15 protein-coding genes, 1 tRNA gene and 1 pseudogene are annotated in these 18,453 nt (G+C 71.1%); 5 read left to right on the top strand and 12 right to left on the bottom strand.

Translation table 11 applies throughout. The features are described from left to right. Window positions 1–95: 95 nt before the first annotated feature. A complete protein-coding gene (locus tag P5G52_RS09580; RefSeq protein WP_301226837.1) occupies window positions 96–596 on the bottom strand; it encodes a Fur family transcriptional regulator in 501 nt (166 codons plus the stop codon). A gap of 79 nt (window positions 597–675) precedes the next feature. Between P5G52_RS09580 and P5G52_RS09585 the strand changes: the two genes are divergently transcribed. The 4 genes from P5G52_RS09585 (at window position 676) to P5G52_RS09600 (ending at window position 3,748) form a co-directional block, all read left to right on the top strand. Continuing rightward, a complete protein-coding gene (locus P5G52_RS09585) occupies window positions 676–1,332 on the top strand; it encodes an MBL fold metallo-hydrolase (protein ID WP_301226839.1) in 657 nt (218 codons plus the stop codon). A 238-nt stretch (window positions 1,333–1,570) separates the two neighbouring features. Next, on the top strand, window positions 1,571–2,398 hold the full coding sequence (locus P5G52_RS09590; protein ID WP_301226841.1) for a sulfurtransferase: 828 nt from the start codon (window positions 1,571–1,573) through the stop codon (window positions 2,396–2,398). Between the two features lie 37 nt (window positions 2,399–2,435). Further along, window positions 2,436–3,170, top strand: coding sequence for a phosphatase PAP2 family protein (locus P5G52_RS09595; protein ID WP_301226843.1), 735 nt, complete (start codon window positions 2,436–2,438; stop codon window positions 3,168–3,170). A gap of 152 nt (window positions 3,171–3,322) precedes the next feature. After that, complete coding sequence (locus P5G52_RS09600) at window positions 3,323–3,748, top strand: HIT family protein (RefSeq protein WP_301226845.1); 426 nt, start codon at window positions 3,323–3,325, stop codon at window positions 3,746–3,748. A 9-nt stretch (window positions 3,749–3,757) separates the two neighbouring features. Here P5G52_RS09600 and hrpA read toward each other — a convergent pair whose 3' ends face one another. The 11 genes and pseudogenes from hrpA to P5G52_RS09655 all read right to left on the bottom strand — a co-directional run bounded on the left by hrpA (window position 3,758) and on the right by P5G52_RS09655 (window position 16,574). Continuing rightward, a complete protein-coding gene (gene hrpA, locus P5G52_RS09605; protein WP_301226847.1) occupies window positions 3,758–7,798 on the bottom strand; it encodes an ATP-dependent RNA helicase HrpA in 4,041 nt (1,346 codons plus the stop codon). Window positions 7,799–7,985: 187 nt separating this feature from the next. Next, window positions 7,986–8,933, bottom strand: a pseudogene (locus tag P5G52_RS09610) (helix-turn-helix transcriptional regulator); the annotation flags it as partial. A gap of 90 nt (window positions 8,934–9,023) precedes the next feature. Continuing rightward, window positions 9,024–9,569: a hypothetical protein gene (locus P5G52_RS09615; protein ID WP_301226851.1), complete on the bottom strand. Its 546-nt coding sequence runs from the start codon at window positions 9,567–9,569 to the stop codon at window positions 9,024–9,026. Further along, the gene (locus P5G52_RS09620) at window positions 9,566–10,990 is read right to left on the bottom strand and encodes a DUF58 domain-containing protein (RefSeq protein WP_301226853.1); all 1,425 of its coding nucleotides are present in this window, start codon (window positions 10,988–10,990) and stop codon (window positions 9,566–9,568) included. The genes P5G52_RS09615 and P5G52_RS09620 overlap by 4 nt, the downstream gene beginning before the upstream one ends. After that, window positions 10,983–12,026: an AAA family ATPase gene (locus P5G52_RS09625; RefSeq protein WP_301226855.1), complete on the bottom strand. Its 1,044-nt coding sequence runs from the start codon at window positions 12,024–12,026 to the stop codon at window positions 10,983–10,985. The genes P5G52_RS09620 and P5G52_RS09625 overlap by 8 nt, the downstream gene beginning before the upstream one ends. Further along, a complete protein-coding gene (locus tag P5G52_RS09630) occupies window positions 12,013–12,558 on the bottom strand; it encodes a hypothetical protein (RefSeq protein ID WP_301226857.1) in 546 nt (181 codons plus the stop codon). The genes P5G52_RS09625 and P5G52_RS09630 overlap by 14 nt, the downstream gene beginning before the upstream one ends. Further along, entirely contained in the window at window positions 12,555–13,313 is a 759-nt protein-coding gene (locus tag P5G52_RS09635) for a DUF4129 domain-containing protein (protein WP_301226859.1), read from the bottom strand. Before P5G52_RS09635 ends, P5G52_RS09630 begins: the two co-directional genes overlap by 4 nt. 120 nt (window positions 13,314–13,433) lie before the next feature. After that, window positions 13,434–13,506, bottom strand: a tRNA-Arg gene (locus P5G52_RS09640). Between the two features lie 86 nt (window positions 13,507–13,592). Next, window positions 13,593–15,101 (bottom strand): FAD-dependent oxidoreductase, encoded by a 1,509-nt coding sequence (locus P5G52_RS09645; RefSeq protein WP_301226861.1) that lies wholly within the window; start codon window positions 15,099–15,101, stop codon window positions 13,593–13,595. Continuing rightward, window positions 15,098–15,958, bottom strand: a complete 861-nt coding sequence (locus tag P5G52_RS09650; RefSeq protein ID WP_301226862.1) for an FAD:protein FMN transferase — start codon at window positions 15,956–15,958, stop codon at window positions 15,098–15,100. Before P5G52_RS09650 ends, P5G52_RS09645 begins: the two co-directional genes overlap by 4 nt. A gap of 7 nt (window positions 15,959–15,965) precedes the next feature. After that, a complete protein-coding gene (locus P5G52_RS09655; protein WP_363321880.1) occupies window positions 15,966–16,574 on the bottom strand; it encodes an FMN-binding protein in 609 nt (202 codons plus the stop codon). Between the two features lie 228 nt (window positions 16,575–16,802). Between P5G52_RS09655 and argS the strand changes: the two genes are divergently transcribed. After that, window positions 16,803–18,452: an arginine--tRNA ligase gene (gene argS / locus P5G52_RS09660; protein WP_301226864.1), complete on the top strand. Its 1,650-nt coding sequence runs from the start codon at window positions 16,803–16,805 to the stop codon at window positions 18,450–18,452. Window position 18,453 lies beyond the last annotated feature (1 nt).

Genomic DNA, 18,453 nt, shown 5'->3' on the forward strand with positions numbered 1-18,453 from the left:
CCGGCGTCGTCAGCGCTGCGGTGGTGCCCACGGTGGCCCTTCCCGTCTGCGGCAGGGAGTGCAACGGTTGCCCTGCCGACGTCCGGACGGCGATGTCAGGACCCTGCTGCGAGCGCCGCGCAGTCCGGACAGACCCCGTGGATCTCGACAGTATGGGCGGCATCGGTGAACCCGTGTTCTGCGGCGATGCGCGCGGCCCATTGCTCGACGGCGGGCGCCTCGACTTCCACGGCCCGTCCGCAGTTCCGGCACAGCAGGTGGTGGTGGTGATGTTCGACGGCGCACCGGCGGTAGACCGCCTCGTTGTCACCGTTGCGCAGCACGTCCACCAAACCGTCGTCGGCCATGGACTGGAGGATGCGGTAGGTGGTGGCGAGGGACACCGATTCCCCGCGGTCGTGCAGCACCCGGTGGAGTTCCTGCGTGCTGACGAAGTCGGCCAGTGCGTCGAGGGCGGCGCTGACGGCCCGCCGCTGGCGCGTGACGCGCTGCTCCTTGCGGGCAGGCTGCGGTGCCGGGGCCGGATCCGGGCTCGACACCGGGACCGACCCGGAGACTGCCGTCGGTACTGCCTCGGATGTCGCCTCAGGCGTCATGTCCTACCCTTTCCGCGGGCACTCGGAGGCCCTGGACCAGAGTCAAGATTATCAGCGCCGCCGCGGGTAGTCTGGGCCCATGCTGCTCACGAAGTTCACCCATTCCTGCGTACGGTTCGAGCAGGACGGGCGCGCACTCGTCGTCGACCCCGGAACGTTCTCCGAGGTCGAGGAAGCCCTCGAGGGCGCCGGCGCCGTCCTGGTCACCCACGAGCACCCGGACCACATCGACCTGGACAGGGTCGTCGCGGCGCTGTCCCGGAACCTGTCCGTGGAGCTGTGGGCGCCACGGGGCGTGGCCGACGCGGTCCGCGAGGGCCTGGGCGACGCCGCAGGGGAGCGGGTCCACGCCGTGGCCGGCGGCGAGGAGTTCTCCGCCGCGGGGTTCGGTGTGCGGACCTTCGGCGGACAGCACGCACTCATCCATCCGCTGGTCCCGCTCGTCGCCAACGTGGGCTTCCTGATCGACGGCGTCTACCATCCGGGTGACTCGTTCATCGTGCCGGATGGCATCGACGTCGACACCCTCCTTGTCCCCGTGCATGCGCCGTGGTCGAAACTGGCGGAAGTGGTGGACTTCGTCGTCTCCGTCCGTGCGCCCCGCGCGTTCCAGATCCACGATGCCCTCCTCAATGACACGGGACTGGGCATGGTCGAGGGCCACGTGACGCGCCTCGGTTCGCGGTACGGCACAGCCTTCGCCCACCTCGCGGTCCGCGAGAGCATCGAGATCTGAGGCGGCGCCTGCCGCCCGCCGTCGTTCCCGCACTCGTTCCCGCACTGAAGGGCAGGACGGGCAGCTGTGCCCTCCGGGTGCACCTGGACGCGGCGGTGCCCGAAAGGGGGCGGCGAAGAAAAGAGTGTCGGCTGACGGGTCCCTTGGTGTCCGGAGCGCCGTGTGGTGGACTGGCCTGCATCAGGACCGGGCGCGGTCACCACCGCGTCCCGGTCGCCCGTCCCGACAGGAGATCTCGATGAAGACTCTGATGGATGTGCAGGAGCTGCAGGACCGGATGACCTCCGGCGCGCAGACTCTCCTGCTCGATGTTCGCTGGTCCCTGGGCGACCCCGCCGGCCACGAGCATTACCGTGCAGCTCACATACCGGGCGCCGTGTACGTGGACCTGGAGACGCAGCTGTGCGCTCCCGGTGGGCCCGGTCTCGGCCGCCATCCGCTTCCCGACGCCGATGCCCTGCAGGAAGCCGCCCGCCAGTGGGGGCTCGACGACGGGGACACGGTGGTCGCCTACGACGATTCGGGCAACCTCGCCGCCGCGCGCCTCTGGTGGCTCCTGCGCGATGCCGGGTTCGCATCGGTTCGCCTGCTCGACGGCGGCCTCACTGCCTGGCGCGCAGCCGGGTTCGACGTCGAGGGCGGGGAGGAGCGGCACTGCGTGGGCAACGTCCATCTCTCCACGGGTCATATGCCGGTGGTCTCGATCCCCGACCTCCTCGAGCCGTCAGGAGTCGACGTCCTCCTCGACGCCCGGGCCGGGGAACGCTTCCGGGGTGAGCAGGAGCCGGTCGACCCACAGGCCGGCCATGTCCCCGGGGCGGTCAGCGCACCCACGACGGACAACCTGGGCGATGACAGGCGCTTCCGGCCGGTCGAGGAACTCCGGAGCCGCTTCGCCTCGCTGGGCGCCGACCGCGGGAGGGTCGCGGTCTACTGCGGGTCGGGCATCACGGCCGCCCACGAGATAGCGGCCCTCGAGATCGCGGGCATCGACGCGGCGCTGTTCCCCGGCTCCTGGTCCCAGTGGTCGACGACGCAGGGGCTGCCCGTGGTGACGGGCGGCTGAGGGGAACGGGAGTCCCGTGACCGGTCGGCATCTTCCCGTGAAGGCCCATTGGATCCTCCACGGGAAGCTCGTGGTCGAGGAACGCCAGGTCAGTGCTCGAACGCGGAAGATGCTCTACATCGCGGCGGTCGTCCTGGTTCTGGCCGGCAGCGGCTTCTTCTTCCTCACCCTGACCGATGTGCTGCAGAAGGATGACCTGGCCACGCTGGACGAACCGGTCAACTCCTGGTTCGTGGGCCACCGCATCGCGGCGGTGACCGTGGTGATGGTGGTCCTGGCCACGGTTTTCGGACCTGTCGTCCTGCCGATCGTCGTCGTGATGGTGACCGCGGTCTGGATTGTCAAGGCGCGCCACATCTGGCGCCCCCTGCTCCTGGCCGGCGCCATGACCGCGGGGGTGGTCCTTGCCGAAGTGATCACGCACCTCGTCGGCCGTGCCCGCCCGCCGGCGAGTGCGATGCTGCTCGGCAGCGACAGCACGTACTCCTTCCCCTCCGGCCACGTCCTGGGAGCCTCCGATTTCCTGCTCGTCGGAGCGTTCATCGTGTTCTCCCGCCGCAGGCGCCCGGGTCCGGTGCTCGCCGGGTTCCTTGCCGCGTGGGGCGGTATTGCCGCGCAGGTGGTCAGCCGGCTCTACCTCGGCTACCACTGGCTCACCGACGCCCTCGCCTCCATTGCACTGTCCCTCGTCGTCCTGGGAGTGGTCATCGCCCTGGACACGTGGCGTACGGCAGGAACGCCGGAGGAACCACGGGCAGGTCCTGGTCCCTGATGCGGTGCGTGCTGGCCCGCCGCAGGACGGCACGGTAGCGTCGGGGCATGACCCCAGGACGCCCCGTACCGCCACCCCTGCGGAGCAGCGTCCAGCTGCCCGGCCGCCCCTCACGTGAGGGCGTCCGTTCCACAACACGACCAGGAGGACCGATGCCGACGCTATTCACCCGTATCATCGACGGCGAGGTGCCCGGGCGGTTCGTGTGGCAGGACGACGACGTCGTCGCGTTCCTCACGATCGCGCCCATCACCCCCGGCCACACGCTCGTGGTGCCGCGCCGGGAGATCGAGCACTGGCTGGAGGCCGACTCCGAAATCCTGGCGACGGTGATGGCTGTCGCGCAGAAGATCGGCCGGGCGCAGCAGGAAGCCTTCGGGGCCCGGCGCGTGGGGGTCCTGCTCGAGGGCTACGAGGTGCCCCACCTCCACGTCCACGTCTGGCCGACCCAGTCGCCTGCGGACTTCGACGTCAAGCGGGTGGACCCGGCACCGGATCCGGCGGCGATGGACCGGGCCGCCGAGGCTCTCCGCAGCGCGCTGCGGGACGCCGGGTACGGCGACTCCGTGCCTGCCTGACGGTAAGCCTCAGCGCGTCGCCGCGAGTGCCTCGTTGAGCGCTGTCCGCACCCGCTTCTCGGACACCGAGTACGCCGTGCCCAGATCCTGCGCGAACAGGCTGACGCGGAGCTCCTCGATCATCCAGCGCACACGGGTGAGGGCGGCGGGGCGGTGCCGTCCGGCCGCGAGGGACGCGACGGCGTCGTCGTACTCGTCCTCCAGCCGCTGAACGGCGGCCATGCCGACGCCGTCGCGCTGCACGTTGGTCGGCAGCTTCTCCAGCCGCACCTCGATGGCCTTGAGGTACCGAGGCAGGTGGAAGAGCTGCGCGTAGCCCGTCGCGGCCACGAAGCCGGGGTAGACGAGGTGCTCGAGCTGGCTCCGGATGTCGTTGAGGGCCGTGATCAGCGCGAGACTCGTGGTGCCCTTGAGCTGCTTCTGGATACGCCGGTTGCTGGAGAGCACCTTCTCGACCGTCGCCGTCACCGTGAAGACCGTGTCGATCAGTTCGGCGCGGACCTCCTCGTACAACCGGGAGAAGGCTTCCTCGGTCCAGGGCAGCTCCTCCGGCACGAGCTTGTCGATGGCTGCCAGGGAGCAGTCCCGGATCAGTTCCGCGACGCTGCCGTGCGGGTTCTGGCTGAACGTGAGCTTCTCCGTGTTGCTCAGGTGCTCGAGCACGTACTTCGCCGGGCTCGGGATGCGCAGGGAGAGGAGCCGGATGATGCCGGCCCGCATCGCGGCGGCCTGCTCACCCGCCGTGGGGAAGACCCTCAGGCCCACGGAGGAGCCCTCGTCGACGAGGGCGGGGAAACCCGTGACGCGGTGGCCGGCGACGGTGCGCGACACCTCGCGTTCGAGGGTTCCGAACACCCAGGTCTTCTCGCCGGTCCGCTCGGCCACGGCGGGCGCGACGGCGACGCCTCCGCGGGGCGTGCCGGACGAGGAGGACGACATGCCCGCCGGCTGTGCTTCCGCTGCGCCGGCGGTGCGCCCGGATCCCCGGCCGGAGGGATGGCTGCCGTTGTCGCCGCGACCGGCAGGGCCGGTGGCGCCCTTCCCGCGGCCACCGCCGCGCCCGGGTCCGCCCGCGGGCCGCGTGCTGCCCGGAGTGGCGCCGAGGGACTGCGCGATGGCGCGGCTCACCGCCGGTGCCAGGGATTCCTTCAGCGACTCGAGGTCGCGTGACTCGTCGAGCACCCGGCCACCCGCGTCGACGATACGGAACATCATCAGCAGGTGCTGGGGGACAGCCGACCAGTTCCACGATCCCGGCGGGATGACGTGTCCGCGCAGGCGCCGCAGGGCGAGCTCGAGGGATGCCTCGAGGTCGTCCTGCGCGGGGTCAAAGTCCGACTCGAGGGTGGCGACCGCCGCCCGGGCGACATCCGGAGCGGGCACGAAGTTCTTCCGTACCTGTTTCGGCAGGGACTTGATCAGGGCCGTGACGAGGTCGACGCGCTGGCCCGGGATCTGCCAGCGGAACGGCTTCGGGTCGAGCTGGTTGAGGAACAGGACGGGGATGGTCACGGTGACGCCGTCGTGCGCACCCGGGGTCAGGGGCGAGAACTCGTAGGCCAGGGGCAGGTCGAAGCCCGCCTGGTGCCACACGCTGGGGAAGGCCTCCTCGTCGAGCTCCGCGGCATCCTCGCTCAGGAGCTTCTCCGGGTCGAAGTCGAGCAGGTCGGGGCGGTCCTGGCGGGCGGTCTTCCACCAGGAGTCGAAGTGCCTCTCGGACACCACGTCGGCACTGATCCGCTGGTCGTAGAACTCGAACAGCGTCTCGTCGTCCACGCGCAGGTCGCGCCGGCGCAGGCGGTTCTCCAGTTCCTCCACCTCGGCGAGCCGGGCCTGGTTGCGGCTGAAGAAGGTGTGGTGCGTCTTCCAGTCGCCTTCGACGAGGGCATGCCGGATGAACAGCTCGCGGGCGACCTCGCGGTCGATCCGGCCGTAATTGATGCGGCGCTGCGGCACGATCGGCACGCCGTAGAGCGTCACCTTCTCGTAGGCCATCACGGCGCCCATCTTCTTCGACCAGTGGGGCTCGCTGTAGGTGCGCTTCACCAGGTGCGGCGCGACCTGCTCCGCCCACAGCGGGTCGATGCGGGCGACGACGCGGGCCCACAGCCGCGAGGTCTCCACGAGCTCGGCGGCCATGACCCAGTCCGGTGACTTCTTGAAGAGCGCCGACCCGGGGAAGACGGCGAAACGCGTCCCGCGCGCACCGGCGTACTCGCGCTTGCGCTGGTCGTAGAGCCCGATGTTGCTCAGCAGGCCCGAGAGCAGGCTGATGTGGATCTGCTCGTGCAGTCCCACCGGGTCCACGGGGCCGGCCGGCAGGGTGATGCCGAGGGGCTTCGCGAGCTGGCGCAGCTGCTGGAAGAGGTCCTGCCACTCCCGCACGCGCAGGTAGTTGATGAACTCGGTCCGGCACAGCTTCCGGAACTGGGTGGAGGAGAGCTCGTCCTGCTTCTCCTGGAGGTAGCGCCAGAGGTTGAGGTAGGCGGTGAAGTCGGAGTTCTCGTCGACGAAGCGCTTGTGCTTCTCGGCCGCCTGCTGCTGCTTCGCCGGCTGGTCCGCCGAGGGCCGCTCGCGCGGGTCCTGGATGGTCAGCGCGGCGGCGAGGACCATGACCTCCTTCACCGAGCCGCGCGAGCCCGCCTCCACGATCATGCGGCCGAGGCGGGGGTCCACGGGGAGCTGGGCGAGCTTGCGGCCCACCGCGGACAGGCTGCCGTCGTCCTTCAGCGCCCCGAGTTCGCGCAGCAGGGCGACGCCGTCGTTGATGGCCTTGGTCTCGGGAGGCTCCACGAAGGGGAACTCGGCGATGTCCTTCGGGCCACGCGTGACACCCATTGCGGCCATCTGGAGGATGACGGCCGCGAGGCTCGTCCGCAGGATCTCGGGCTCCGTGAAGGGCCTGCGCGAGGCGAAGTCCTCCTCGGAGTAGAGGCGGATCGCGATGCCGTTCGAGACGCGCCCGCTGCGGCCCGACCGCTGGTTCGCCGACGCCTGCGAGACGCGCTCGATGGGCAGGCGCTGCACCTTCGTGCGGTGGGAGTAACGGGAGATGCGCGCGGTCCCGGTGTCGATCACGTACTTGATGCCGGGGACCGTCAGGGACGTCTCGGCGACGTTCGTCGCGAGCACGATGCGGCGGTGGCTGCCCGTGGGACGGAAGACGCGGTGCTGCTCCTCGAGCGAGAGCCGGGCGAACAGGGGCAGGACCTCCGTGCCGCGCAGGCGTGCCGTGGACTGGATGCGGGCGCGGAGGGCGTCGGCAGCGTCGCGGATCTCGCGCTCGCCGGAGAAGAACACGAGGATGTCCCCGGGGGCCTCGAGCGAGAGTTCGTCCACGGCGTCGCACACGGCGTCGAGCGGGTCGCGTTCCTCCTCCAGCTCGCTGTCCGCTCCGCCGTCGCCGTCGTCGAGTCCGCCCGGCGGCTGGTCGAGCGGACGGTACCGGATCTCCACGGGGTAGGTGCGCCCGGAGACCTCGATGATGGGCGCGGGGGAGGTGTCCTCTATGGCGGCATCGGCGGCGAAGTGGGCCGCGAACCGCTCCGGGTCGATGGTCGCCGAGGTGATGATGACCTTGAGGTCGGGCCGCTCGGGCAGGATGCGCCGAAGGTAGCCGAGGATGAAGTCGATGTTGAGGCTGCGCTCGTGGGCCTCGTCGATGATGATGGTGCTGTACTTGCGCAGCATCCGGTCGTGCTGGATCTCGGCGAGCAGGATGCCGTCGGTCATCAGCTTGATCTTCGTCTTCCGGCCCACCGACCCGGTGAAGCGGACCTGGTAGCCGACCTCCTCGCCGAGGTCCACCTGGAGTTCCTCGGCGATACGCTCGGCGACCGTGCGGGCGGCGAGCCGCCGTGGCTGGGTATGGCCGATCAGCCCGTGCTCGGCCAGGCCGAGTTCGAGGCACATCTTGGGGATCTGTGTCGTCTTCCCGGAGCCGGTCTCGCCGGCGATGATGGTGACCTGGTTCGCTGCGATGGCAGCCATGATGTCTGCCCGGCGTTCCGAGACGGGAAGGTCCGCGGGGTAGGAGATTGTCAGTGCCATAGTTGCCTGCCAGTCTAGTTCGTCGTGCCGACCGGCAGGCCTCCGTTCACTGTCGGCTGGGGCTTGCCTTCCCGACGGCGCCGGCTCCGGTTCCGTCCTGGCTGGTTCCGTCCTGGCCGGTCCCATCCCGTCCGGTCCCGTCCTGTCCGGCTCCGTCCCGTTCGGTCCCGTCCTGTCCGGCTCCTCGGGCGGAGCGGCGGAGGCGGTCGGCGACGACGAGCGCGCGCTCGCGCATCGCAGCCGGCTCGAGGACCTCGAAGTCGATGTCCCAGCTCGCGAGGTAGGCCAGCGGGAAGTCGAGGGAGTCGAAGCCCGCCCGGAGCAGCGTGTGCTCCTCTCCGTCCGCCTCCAGGGTCCCCGTGGTTGCCGGGACATGCGCCTCCAGCTCGCTCAGGGGCGCGGAGAACCGGATGACGGCGTCATAGGAGAAGGGCGACCGCGTGATGGATTCCTGGACGTAGGCGGCGAGGTCCGGCGCCGGCAACGGCCGGGGCACGAACCGGTCCCTCGCCACGGGCACGCTCTGGCATCTGTCCACCCGGAAGGTCCGCCAGCCCTCCCGCTCGCGGTCGAAGGCGACGAGGTACCAGCGCCGGCCCGTGTCCACGAGGCGGTACGGCTCGACGACCCGCCGGGAGGATTCGCCGTCGTGCCGGTCGTAGCGGAACGCGACGCAGCGCCGTTCGGTGATGGCTGCGGAGAGGGCGGTGAGCACCTCGGGATTGACGGGTGTGCTGGCGGCCGCCATCCGGGTCACGGCGGACCGCAGCCCCGAGAACCGGGGCCGGAGGCGGGGCGGCAGGACCTGTTCGAGCTTGGTGAGCGCACGGACGGAGGCTTCGCCCACGCCCGAGACCGGGCTGGCCGTGACCGCCGTGAGCCCGATCGCGACGGCGAGCGCCTCGTCGTCGTCGAGCAGGAGCGGCGGGAGCTGGGCGCCGGCACCGAGCTGGTATCCGCCGGCGATGCCGGGGGAGGCGTTGATGGGGTAGCCCAGGGTGCGCAGCTTCCCGATGTCCCGCCGGACGGTGCGTTCCGTGACGTCCATGCGCTGGGCCAGGGCCGGGCCGGTCCACTCGCGCCGCAGCTGCAGGAGGGAGAGGAGCTGCAGCAGGCGGGCCGAGGTCTCGATCATGCCACCACGGTACGACGGGAAGCGGACGAAAGCTGTCCGCAATCCCGTCCGGTTCCGGCGGGGACCGCACGCGGAGCAGGCGTGCAGGGCTCACTCCCGGTCCGGGGCCCCCCGGGCCGGTCGTCCGACGAGCCAGAGCACCCACGCTGCAAGGGCACCCACGCCGGCGAGCACGGCGACGACGCTGGACCCGGAGTCGTCCACCAGCAGTGCGAGGAGGGCCACGGGCTGCGCCACGGCCTGGAGGCGCAGGAAGGACCAGGCGATCGCCCGGAGCGCCGCACCACTGATCCAGCCGCGGAGGGGCAGTGGCAGGAGCAGCAGATAGAGGAGGAAGACGGCGTGGAGTCCGGCCACGAAGACGGGCAGCCACGGCGATCCGGACGGCATGTTGACCGCGTAGGCCACCACCAGGAGGAGGAGGGACACCGCTACCACGCCGATCGATGCGATGAACGCCGCGCCCGCCGCCACCACCACGGGGAGGACGACCCAGACGGAACCGTTCCAGACGAGGGTGCCGAGCAGGACGGCGATCAGGGCGGTGGCTCCACGGACCACCGGGAGGGGTACGAGTCCCCCGCGGTCGGGGACGGCCCGCGCACCCGCACCCGCAGCCGGGCGTCGCGTGCTCACGGGACGCTCCAGCCCGAGCCCTGCGGGGAGCCCTGTCCGAAACCCAGCCCGGTGCGCCTGCCGGCCTGGCGCGCCAGCAGCCGCAGACCCATGGCGAGGTCCGTGCCGGGATCCGCCCCTGAATCCGCCCCTGGGTAGGTTCCGGAATCCCCGGCTGCTCCGCTCGAGCCGGTGCGTCCGTCCAGCCGGGGGTCCGCAGAAGCTCCCCGGAACACGGGGATGCCCTCGCGCTGCAGGTCCTCGATCAGCAGGCATCGCCGGAGGAGCGTGAGCCGCACGGCCTGTGCCTGCGCCACCGTCGACTCGCTGCGGTCCAGCGGTGGCATGCAGTCGACGCCGGCGACAAGGTGGCCCTGCGCGTGCCACAGGCGCAGGAGTCGCGCCGGTTCCGCGTCGAGGAAGGCGGAGAACACGACGACGACGGCGCCCCGGGGCGGCGCGGGGTCCCGGCGCCGTCGCCGTCGCGGAACGACCGACGTGCCCGCGAGACGGGTCCGGATCTGCTCGAGGTGCCGGACGCCGGCCGCCGAGCGCAGAGCCCTGCGTGTGCCGGAGAGGTCGTCCAGACCCACGCGGTCGCCGACGGCGAGATAGGACGCGGCCACCGTCGTGGCGGCGGCGCGCGCCACGTGGAGCGATCCCGGAACGAGCCGCTGCGGCCCGGCGGCGAACCATGCGGCGGTCGACGCCGGGAGGTCGTGTCCCTGGTCGATGACGAGGAGGACGGATGCCTCGGCGTCGGCGAAGGTGCGGCGCACCATGAGCCGGTCCTGGTCCGCCGAGCGGCGCGCCGTGGCACGCCAGTCGATGCGTCGCAGCCGGTCACCGGGCTGCAGCGGCGCGATCGACCTGAGCTCGCCGCCCTCTCCCGGCCGCCGCGACGCATGCGTTCCGGCAAGGCCTACGAGGCGTCGGGACACGGGGTGCGCGAGGGCCGGTCCGACCGGCGGGAGGATGCTGACGCGAACGGGCGGGGCCGCCACGAACGGCGCTGCGCCCGAGAGGTCGGGCCTGAAGCCGGCCGCGCCGTAGGACAGGACGTCGAGTTCTCCCGAGAGCGGCGCATCCACCAGCAGGGGACATTCCTCGTCGGCCCGCAGGACCAGCGCGTCGGGCGGGCATCCCGGTGCGGCGAGGGTGACCGCGACCAGCCGGCGCCCCGCTGCACCTCCGCCGGGTAGCTGCGGGGCGAGCACCAGCCGGAGGCGGGAGCCCCCGGCCCTCCGGTCTGCGGTGATGCGCACCGGGGGTTCCCCGGTGGCCCGCGGGCCCGGGCGTCCCGCGAGGGCGAGGAGGGCGAACGGGGTGGCGAGGGCGACCGTGTCCGGACGGCCGGCCACGAGCCCGGCCACGATGCAGACCAGTGTGATGATGACGGCAAGGGCCCACACGGGGGACCGCGCCTCGGCGCGCCTAGCCACGGGGCACGGTCGGCGGCGTGGGCACCTCGGCCAGCACCTCGCGCACCACGGCCTCCGTCGCGATTCCCTGTGCCCAGGACGACGGCGTGAGCGTGAGCCGATGCGCGAGGACGGCGACGGCGCCCTCCTTGAGGTCCTCGGGAAGGACGAAGGGGCGCCCGTCGAGTACGGCGAGGGCGCGGCCCAGCAGCACGAGTGCCTGGGACCCGCGGGGCGAGGCGCCGACCTCGACCGCGGGATGGGTGCGCGTCGCGCCCGTGAGCCGCACCGCGTAGTCGATGACGTCGGCGTCCACCCCCACGGACTCGACGACGGCCTGGAGGTGCAGCAGCCCATCGGCCGTCGTCACGCTCTCCACCCTGGTCTCGTCCTGCCGGCGCGTGATGCGGCGGGCGATGATGTCCTGTTCGCCGCCGGGGCCGGGATAGCCGAAGCGCAGGCGGACCAGGAAACGGTCCAGTTGTGCCTCCGGCAGGGGATACGTGCCCTCGAACTCGATGGGATTGGAGGTCGCGAAGACGTGGAAGGGACGCTGGAGCGGCATCGTGGTGCCCTCGGCGGAGACCTGCGCCTCCGCCATTGCTTCCAGGAGGGCGGACTGCGTCTTCGGGGACGTCCTGTTGATCTCGTCGGCGAGGAACAGGCCCGCGAAGACCGGTCCCGGCCGGAACTCGAACTCCCGCGTGGCCGGATTGAAGATGGACGATCCCGTCACGTCCGACGGCAGGAGATCGGGCGTGAACTGCAGGCGCCGGAAGTCGAGGCCGAGCGCCTGGGCCAGGGTCTTGGCCGCGAGGGTCTTTCCGAGTCCGGGGAGGTCCTCGAACAGGACGTGGCCGCCGGCCAGTACCGCTGCCAGGGCCAGGCGCAGCGGTTCGTGGGCGCCGACGACGACGGTCCCGGTGCGCTCGAGGATCGCCCGGCCGAGGGTGGCGGCCGTGTCGACGGGACCGTCGCCGGCATCCGCTCCTGTGGTGGGCCCGGTGGTGGCTCCGGTGGTAGGTGCAGTGGAACGGGTGGAGTCAGGGGCGGTCATGGGTCTCCTGGCGTGCGGGTACGGCTGCGTCGGCTCGCGGATGGCGTGCCGTGTCGGCTGTCGCGTCGGCGGTGTGGAATCGGGGCGTGCTGGACGGTCCGGTTTCCGGCGGTTTCAGGATCATCCGCTCAAGCTCGTCGAGGAAGGTCCTGATCTCGCGATGCGTCAGGTCCGACGGGTCGGCCCGCGCGAGGAAGGCGTCGAGTGCATCGCTCCTCGGGGCGTCCGGGCGTGCGGCGACGACCGAGGTGGCGATGGCCTGCACGTCGAGGACCGCGCGCGTGCCGGGCTCGGTGGACGACAGCGAGAACTCGAGCGCCTGGATGTCTCCGAGGCCGCGGGTAGGCTCGGGCAGTGCCGGCAGGGTGGGCCGGAGGACGTCGAGAGCTTCGAGGAGCCCGTTGGCGATTCCTGCTGCCAGCGCCGCGCCCACGAGGGCGACGGCGTGGCGGCCATCGAGGCCGAAGAACCAGCCGGCGACCAGCGCGAGCCCGACCAGTACGCCGGTGACGGCCCATGCGGAGGGCTTCACGGGGGAGTCCCGCCGCGCCGCGACCCGCGCGATGCCAGCGCGGCCGACAGCTCATCGATGCTGGCGGCGGCCAGTTCACGGTCGGCCGGCAGGAGGCCGGGGGAGCGATCGTGCCTCTCCTGCCCGAAGCGGGCCCGCTGGTACAGCCGGTTGAGGGTGGACAGCGGCCGGGGTGGAAGGGCGAGCGCCGAGGACACCGCGACGGCGAAGTCCGTCGTCGTCTCGGCCGGCCTGCGCCCGGCGCCCGCCGCCGCGCACAGGCGCTCGAAATCCAGCCAGCACCGGATGACGGCGTCGGACGTGTCCGTGCCGGCTGCGAGTGCTGCGCGGGATGCCTCCGCCCACGCGGGCAGGGCGTCGGCCATGAGGGAGGTTCCCGGCCGCTGGAGTTCCGTCTGGTCCAGGACCCCGTCCAGCTGCGGCGATCGGAATCGCGGCAGGAACCGGAGCAGGAACCGCAGCAGGAGCGCGATCGCGACCATGACCAGGAGCAGCAGGGCGGTGGCCGCCATGTCGCCGCTGATGACGAGGCGCTCGCCGTCGTCGGGCAGCGCCTCCGGCGACTGCGTCGCGGAGGGTCCCTGCTGCTCCAGGCCGGCGACGGAGGGGTCGATCACCGGCTCGGCCGACAGCTGTCCCATGTAACCGGCGGCGATGACTGCGAGAACGAGCACGAGGACGGTGAGCACGGGGCCGGTGAGTGCCGGGACGGTGCGTGGCCGGTGGCTCGACTGCGTCGTGCCCTTCGTCCCCACGATTCCCCCGCCGGTAGGTGCCAGTGCGGGCCCCGCGGGGCCGCGTGCTGTGGAGCCTACCAAAAACAGAACCGCCGCCGGCCTGGTGGCCGACGGCGGTGGACTCTGCGTGAGTCGGGGTGCCCTCGATAGGATTCGAACCTACGACCTTCTGCTCCGGAGGCAGACGCTCTATCCCCTGAGCTACGAAGGCAGACACGGGAACTCCCGCATCCGTAAGGGACTCATCGAGCTTAGCAGGTAGTGCTTCTCCCGGAAAACACGGCGGCGGACGGGCGGTCAGTAGCCCAGGAACGCGTCCGTGCGCACGCGCGGGACGCCGGCCTTGCGGACTTCCGCGCGGATCTCGCCGATGAGCTTCGGCGAACCCGAGACGAGCACCCTGCGCTTCCTGAGGTCCGGCACGGCGGCGAGGAGGTTCTCCGCATCAGGAGCCGGGCCCCCGTAGGTCCAGCCGTCGGGCAGGGCCGGGGACTCTGCGCCGGGCACGAACAGCACCACGCGGGTGCCCAGGTCGGCCAGCTCGTCCCGGAACGCGATGTCCTCCTCGCTCCGGACGACGTAGGCGAGGACGACGTCGCGCTCCTCGCCACGCGCGGCCAGGTCCCGCAGCTGGCTGATGAACGGCGTCACGCCGATCCCTCCGGCTGCGAGCAGCAGGGGCACCGACCGGTCGCGCGGCAGGCAGAAATCCCCTCCGACGAGGGTGCCGGTGATGCGTGCCTCCCTGGGCAGTTCGAGGAGGGCCTTCTTGAAGGAGCTGCCCGCTTCCGTGGTCCGCACGCCGAAGGTGACCGCGGACGTGTCCTGCGGCGCGGACGTGATGCTGAAGACCCTGCGGCTGCCGCGGCCGTCGGCGTCGCGGTGCGGCATGCTGAGTTCCATGTACTGGCCGGCACGGAACCGCACGGGCCGCGAGGGCTCGAAGACGAGTTCCGTGCTGGTCGGCGTGAGCTGCCGCGCGCCGGCGAAGGACAGCCGCACGCCGCGCCGCTGGCCCAGGAAGAAGGCCCCCGCGTTGCCCATGACCAGGGCGAACTCCGGGCCCAGGAAGACCGGGCCGATGGACAGCTGGAGGGCGAGGACGGTGGCCACGATCGCGGCGAACAGCCACTGCTGCCAGCGAAGCGGCGGCAGTGTGAGCGGCTCGGTCATCATAAAGCCGACCAGGAACAGGAGGGGATACGACGTGAGGACCAGCTGCAGGCCCGCACCGGGAGTCATGCCGCCCTGCATCAGTCCGACGAGCAGGATGCCGATGCCCACGACGAGGAACACCACGGCCATGGAGAGCTTCCGCGTCCGGTAGAGGAGGAGGGCGGCGCCGACGGCGACGACGGGGAGCATGTAGGCGTTGGCGACCCACCATCCCGCTGCGCCCACTCCCAGCAGGGTCGCGACGACGGCGCCTGTCGCGGCGGGATTGAAGATGTGGCGCCCCCGGAAGGCCAGCAGGAACTTCGAAGCCCCTGCGGCGATGCCGGCCACCAGGATGCCGCCGAGGCCGGCCGTGGTGCCCGACGGGAACATGATGAGGAACAGGATCAGCCCCGTGATGAGCGACGAGTCCCCGTGCGGACGCAGCCGCAGGATCAGGGCCAGGAGCCGCGTGCCGATGATCGTTCCGCCGACCGCGGCGAGGAGGGTCCCGCCGAGTTCGGTCGGCGTAAACGCGAGGAGGCCCGCCAGCGACAGCACGAGGGCCTCGACGGTCAGGACCAGGAGCAGGGCCAGCGTCAGCCGGTACATGGTCAGGCGGCCCAGCAGGGCGTCGAGTGCTGTGGTCATCGGAACAGGGCTCCTGCGAGGGGGGCGGAATAGCGGGCGCGTCCGTCCGAGTACACCACGACGTAGTCGAATGTGAAGGCCTCCGCGAGCGTCGCGGGGTCGGTGACGAAGAGGGCCGTGCACAGTCCGTCGGCGGTCATGGCGTCCTCTGCGAGGACCCACGTGGCGACGACCGTGTCGACGCAGCGGCCGGTGCGGGCATCGAGGATGTGGTGCAGCCCGTCGCCCCACACCCTGCGGTTGGACGCCGATGCGCAGAGCGCCCCGGAGCCCAGGCGGACCGTCCCGATGGCGGACGACGGATCGTAGGGATGCTCGAGGGCGACGGTGATCGCGCCGGAGCCGATCCGCCGCATATCCCCGCCGGCGTCCACGATCGCGTCCTCGTGGCCTGCGGCGACGAGGCTCTCCAGCAGGAGGTCGACGAGCTGGCCCTTGCCGGCGGCACCGACGTCCAGGAGGGCCGGCTCCCGCAGGGTGATGCCCTGGTCCGTCCACTGCAGGACGTCGTCCCACGCGCGTGCCGGCGCCGGGTCCGCCGTCACGGCGAAGGAGTAGTCGGCGTCGTACCCCGAGTCCGCCAGCCGGTCACCGACGAGGGGTGAGACACCGCCGTCGGTGAGGTCGTAGAGCATCCGCAGGAGGCCGCCGAGCCGTGCACCGTGGTCCGGCAGGACGAGCTGACCGCCGTCGGCCGCGAGCGCTGTGACTCCCGAGTCGCTCCGGAAGCGCGAGTAGAGCCGGTCGTAGTCCTCCACGAGGCGCAGCAGGTCCGTTGTCTGCTCCGGTGACAGCGGCGTCGTGCAGTCCACGCGCCAGCGGGTGCCGATCGCGTCGAAGCTGAAGGAGTCGGTCATGCCGGGCCTAGAGCCGGGCTTCGCTCTTGATCTTGCCGGTCGCATCGTTGAAGCCACCGCTGGTCAGCGAGGACCCCGCCACCTTGTCGACGGAGAGTTCGTCGAGCTTCTTCCCGACGATGGCATCCGAGATGCCCCCCGCGAAGCGCCCCTGGTACTCCCTCGTGGTCGGGTTGTCGGGCTTCGGTTCGACCTCGACGGCGGTGACGACGTCGGCCTCGAGCGTGAGGGTCACGCCCACTTCCTCCGGCCCTGCGGGCGACTGGTAGGAACCCGTCGAGGTGTAGGTGCCATCCCTGTAGGCCTGCTCGCCGGCGGCGGCTCCGGTCTCCGCCGGCCCGGTGGCCGCCGTCTCCTCCGGCCCGGTGGTTGCGGGAGCATCCGCAGCGGCCCCTGCCGGTGTTCCGGCCTCGGCCCCCGCGCAGCCGGCGGCACCGAGGATCGAGACGGCGGCGAGTGCCGTCAGCACGCGCTTGTGTGCGGGGAAGGCGGTCCTGCCGGTCGTCCCGGGTCGGGACGTGCCGGACGTCGTGCCGGCGGATGTAGCAGAGGATGGGGCGGCGGATGGGGCAGCGGTTCTGTCAGCGGGTGTGCCGGCCGGGCCTGTTCTGGTCACTGCGTGCTCCTGGTGGTCGTCGCGGTGCGGGGGACTCCGCACGAGAATGGTTGAATCTGAAAGTAACGCGTGGAGCCGGTCCCGGGTTCCATCGGTGCTTCGTTTCCGGCAGCCCCAGGGACTGTTCCGTCCGGTCGCGGCCTCTCCCGAAACGGGGCGGCGGCCTGCGCGAGTTGAGCCGCGTCACGAAAATCAGGGTGCCGCGGCCCGTGTCGCTATGCTTGACGGGTGACTCCCGAAGAACTCTCTGCCGCTATATCCGCATGCCTGAAGGCCGCCGTCGAGGCGGGCGACCTCAGCATCGACCTCCCCTCCGAGGTGCGGGTGGAGCGACCGAAGAACCGGGAGCACGGCGACTGGGCGACGAACATCGCCCTCCAGCTCGGCAAGAAGGCGGGCATGAACCCGCGGGCCTTCGCCCAGCTCCTGAGCGACCGCCTCGCAGCGATCGATGGCGTGAAGAGCGTCGACATCGCCGGTCCGGGCTTCCTCAACATCACTCTCGACGCCGGAGCGGCCGGTGAACTCGCCCGCACCATCGTCGAGTCGGGACGCACCTACGGGGGCAGCGATGCGCTCGCAGGCCAGAAGATCAACCTCGAATTCGTCTCGGCGAATCCCACAGGTCCCATCCATATCGGCGGAACCCGGTGGGCGGCGGTGGGAGACGCGCTGGCGCGTGTGCTCCAGTCGCAGGGTGCGTCCGTGGTGCGGGAGTACTACTTCAACGACCACGGCGCGCAGATCGACCGGTTCGCCCGCTCCCTCTTCGCGAGCGCGTCCGGGCAGGCCGCTCCGGAGGACGGCTACGGCGGTCAGTACATCGAGGACATCGCCCAGCGCGTCGTCTCCGCAGAGCCGGACATCCTGTCCCTCGAGGAGGCCGACGCGATCGAACGCTTCCGGGTGGTCGGCGTGGACTTCATGTTCACCGACATCAAGAAGTCGCTCCACGACTTCGGGGTCGACTTCGACGTCTACTTCCACGAGCACTCGCTGTTCGAGAACGACTTCGTCGGGGGCCTCCTCGAGCAGCTGAAGGGCTCCGGCAACCTCTTCTACGAGGATGGCGCCTGGTGGCTGAAGTCGACCGACTTCGGCGACGACCGCGACCGCGTGGTCATCAAGTCGGACGGATCGCCCGCCTACATCGCGGGTGACATCGGCTACTTCGTCAACAAGCGCAGGCGGGGCTTCGACCTCAACATCATCATGCTGGGCGCCGACCACCACGGGTACGTCGCGCGCCTGAAGGCTGCCGCCGCGGCTCTCGGCGACGACCCTGACAGCGTCGAGGTCCTCATCGGCCAGATGGTGAACCTCATGCAGAACGGCGCGCCCGTCCGGATGTCCAAGCGTGCCGGCACGGTCGTGACCCTCGAGGACCTCGTTGATGCGGTGGGCGTCGACGCCGCGCGGTACACCCTGGCCCGGTTCTCCGCCGACTCCAACATCGACATCGACCTCGACCTGCTCACGCGGCGCACGAACGAGAACCCCGTGTTCTACGTGCAGTACGCCCATGCCCGGACGCACGCCGTCGCACGCAATGCCGTGTCCGCCGGAGTGGACACCAGCACCTTCGACGCCGCGTCGCTCAGCCACCCCACCGAGGGTGAGCTGCTGGCGGCGCTCGGCCAGTTCCCCGGCGTCGTCGCGCAGTCCGCGACCTTCCGCGAGCCGCACCGGGTGGCGCGCCACCTGGAGGTCATCGCAGGGACCTACCACCGCTGGTACGACGCCTGCCGCGTCGCCCCGCTCGGCGAGGCCGCCGTCGAGGACGTGCACCGCTCGCGCCTGTGGCTGAACAACGCGACGCAGCAGGTCCTGGCCAACGGCCTGGACCTCCTCGGCGTGTCCGCGCCGGAGAGGATGTAGC

Origin of the sequence: Arthrobacter burdickii (assembly GCF_030433645.1) — a bacterium.
In the GTDB taxonomy this organism is placed as follows: domain Bacteria; phylum Actinomycetota; class Actinomycetes; order Actinomycetales; family Micrococcaceae; genus Arthrobacter_D; species Arthrobacter_D burdickii.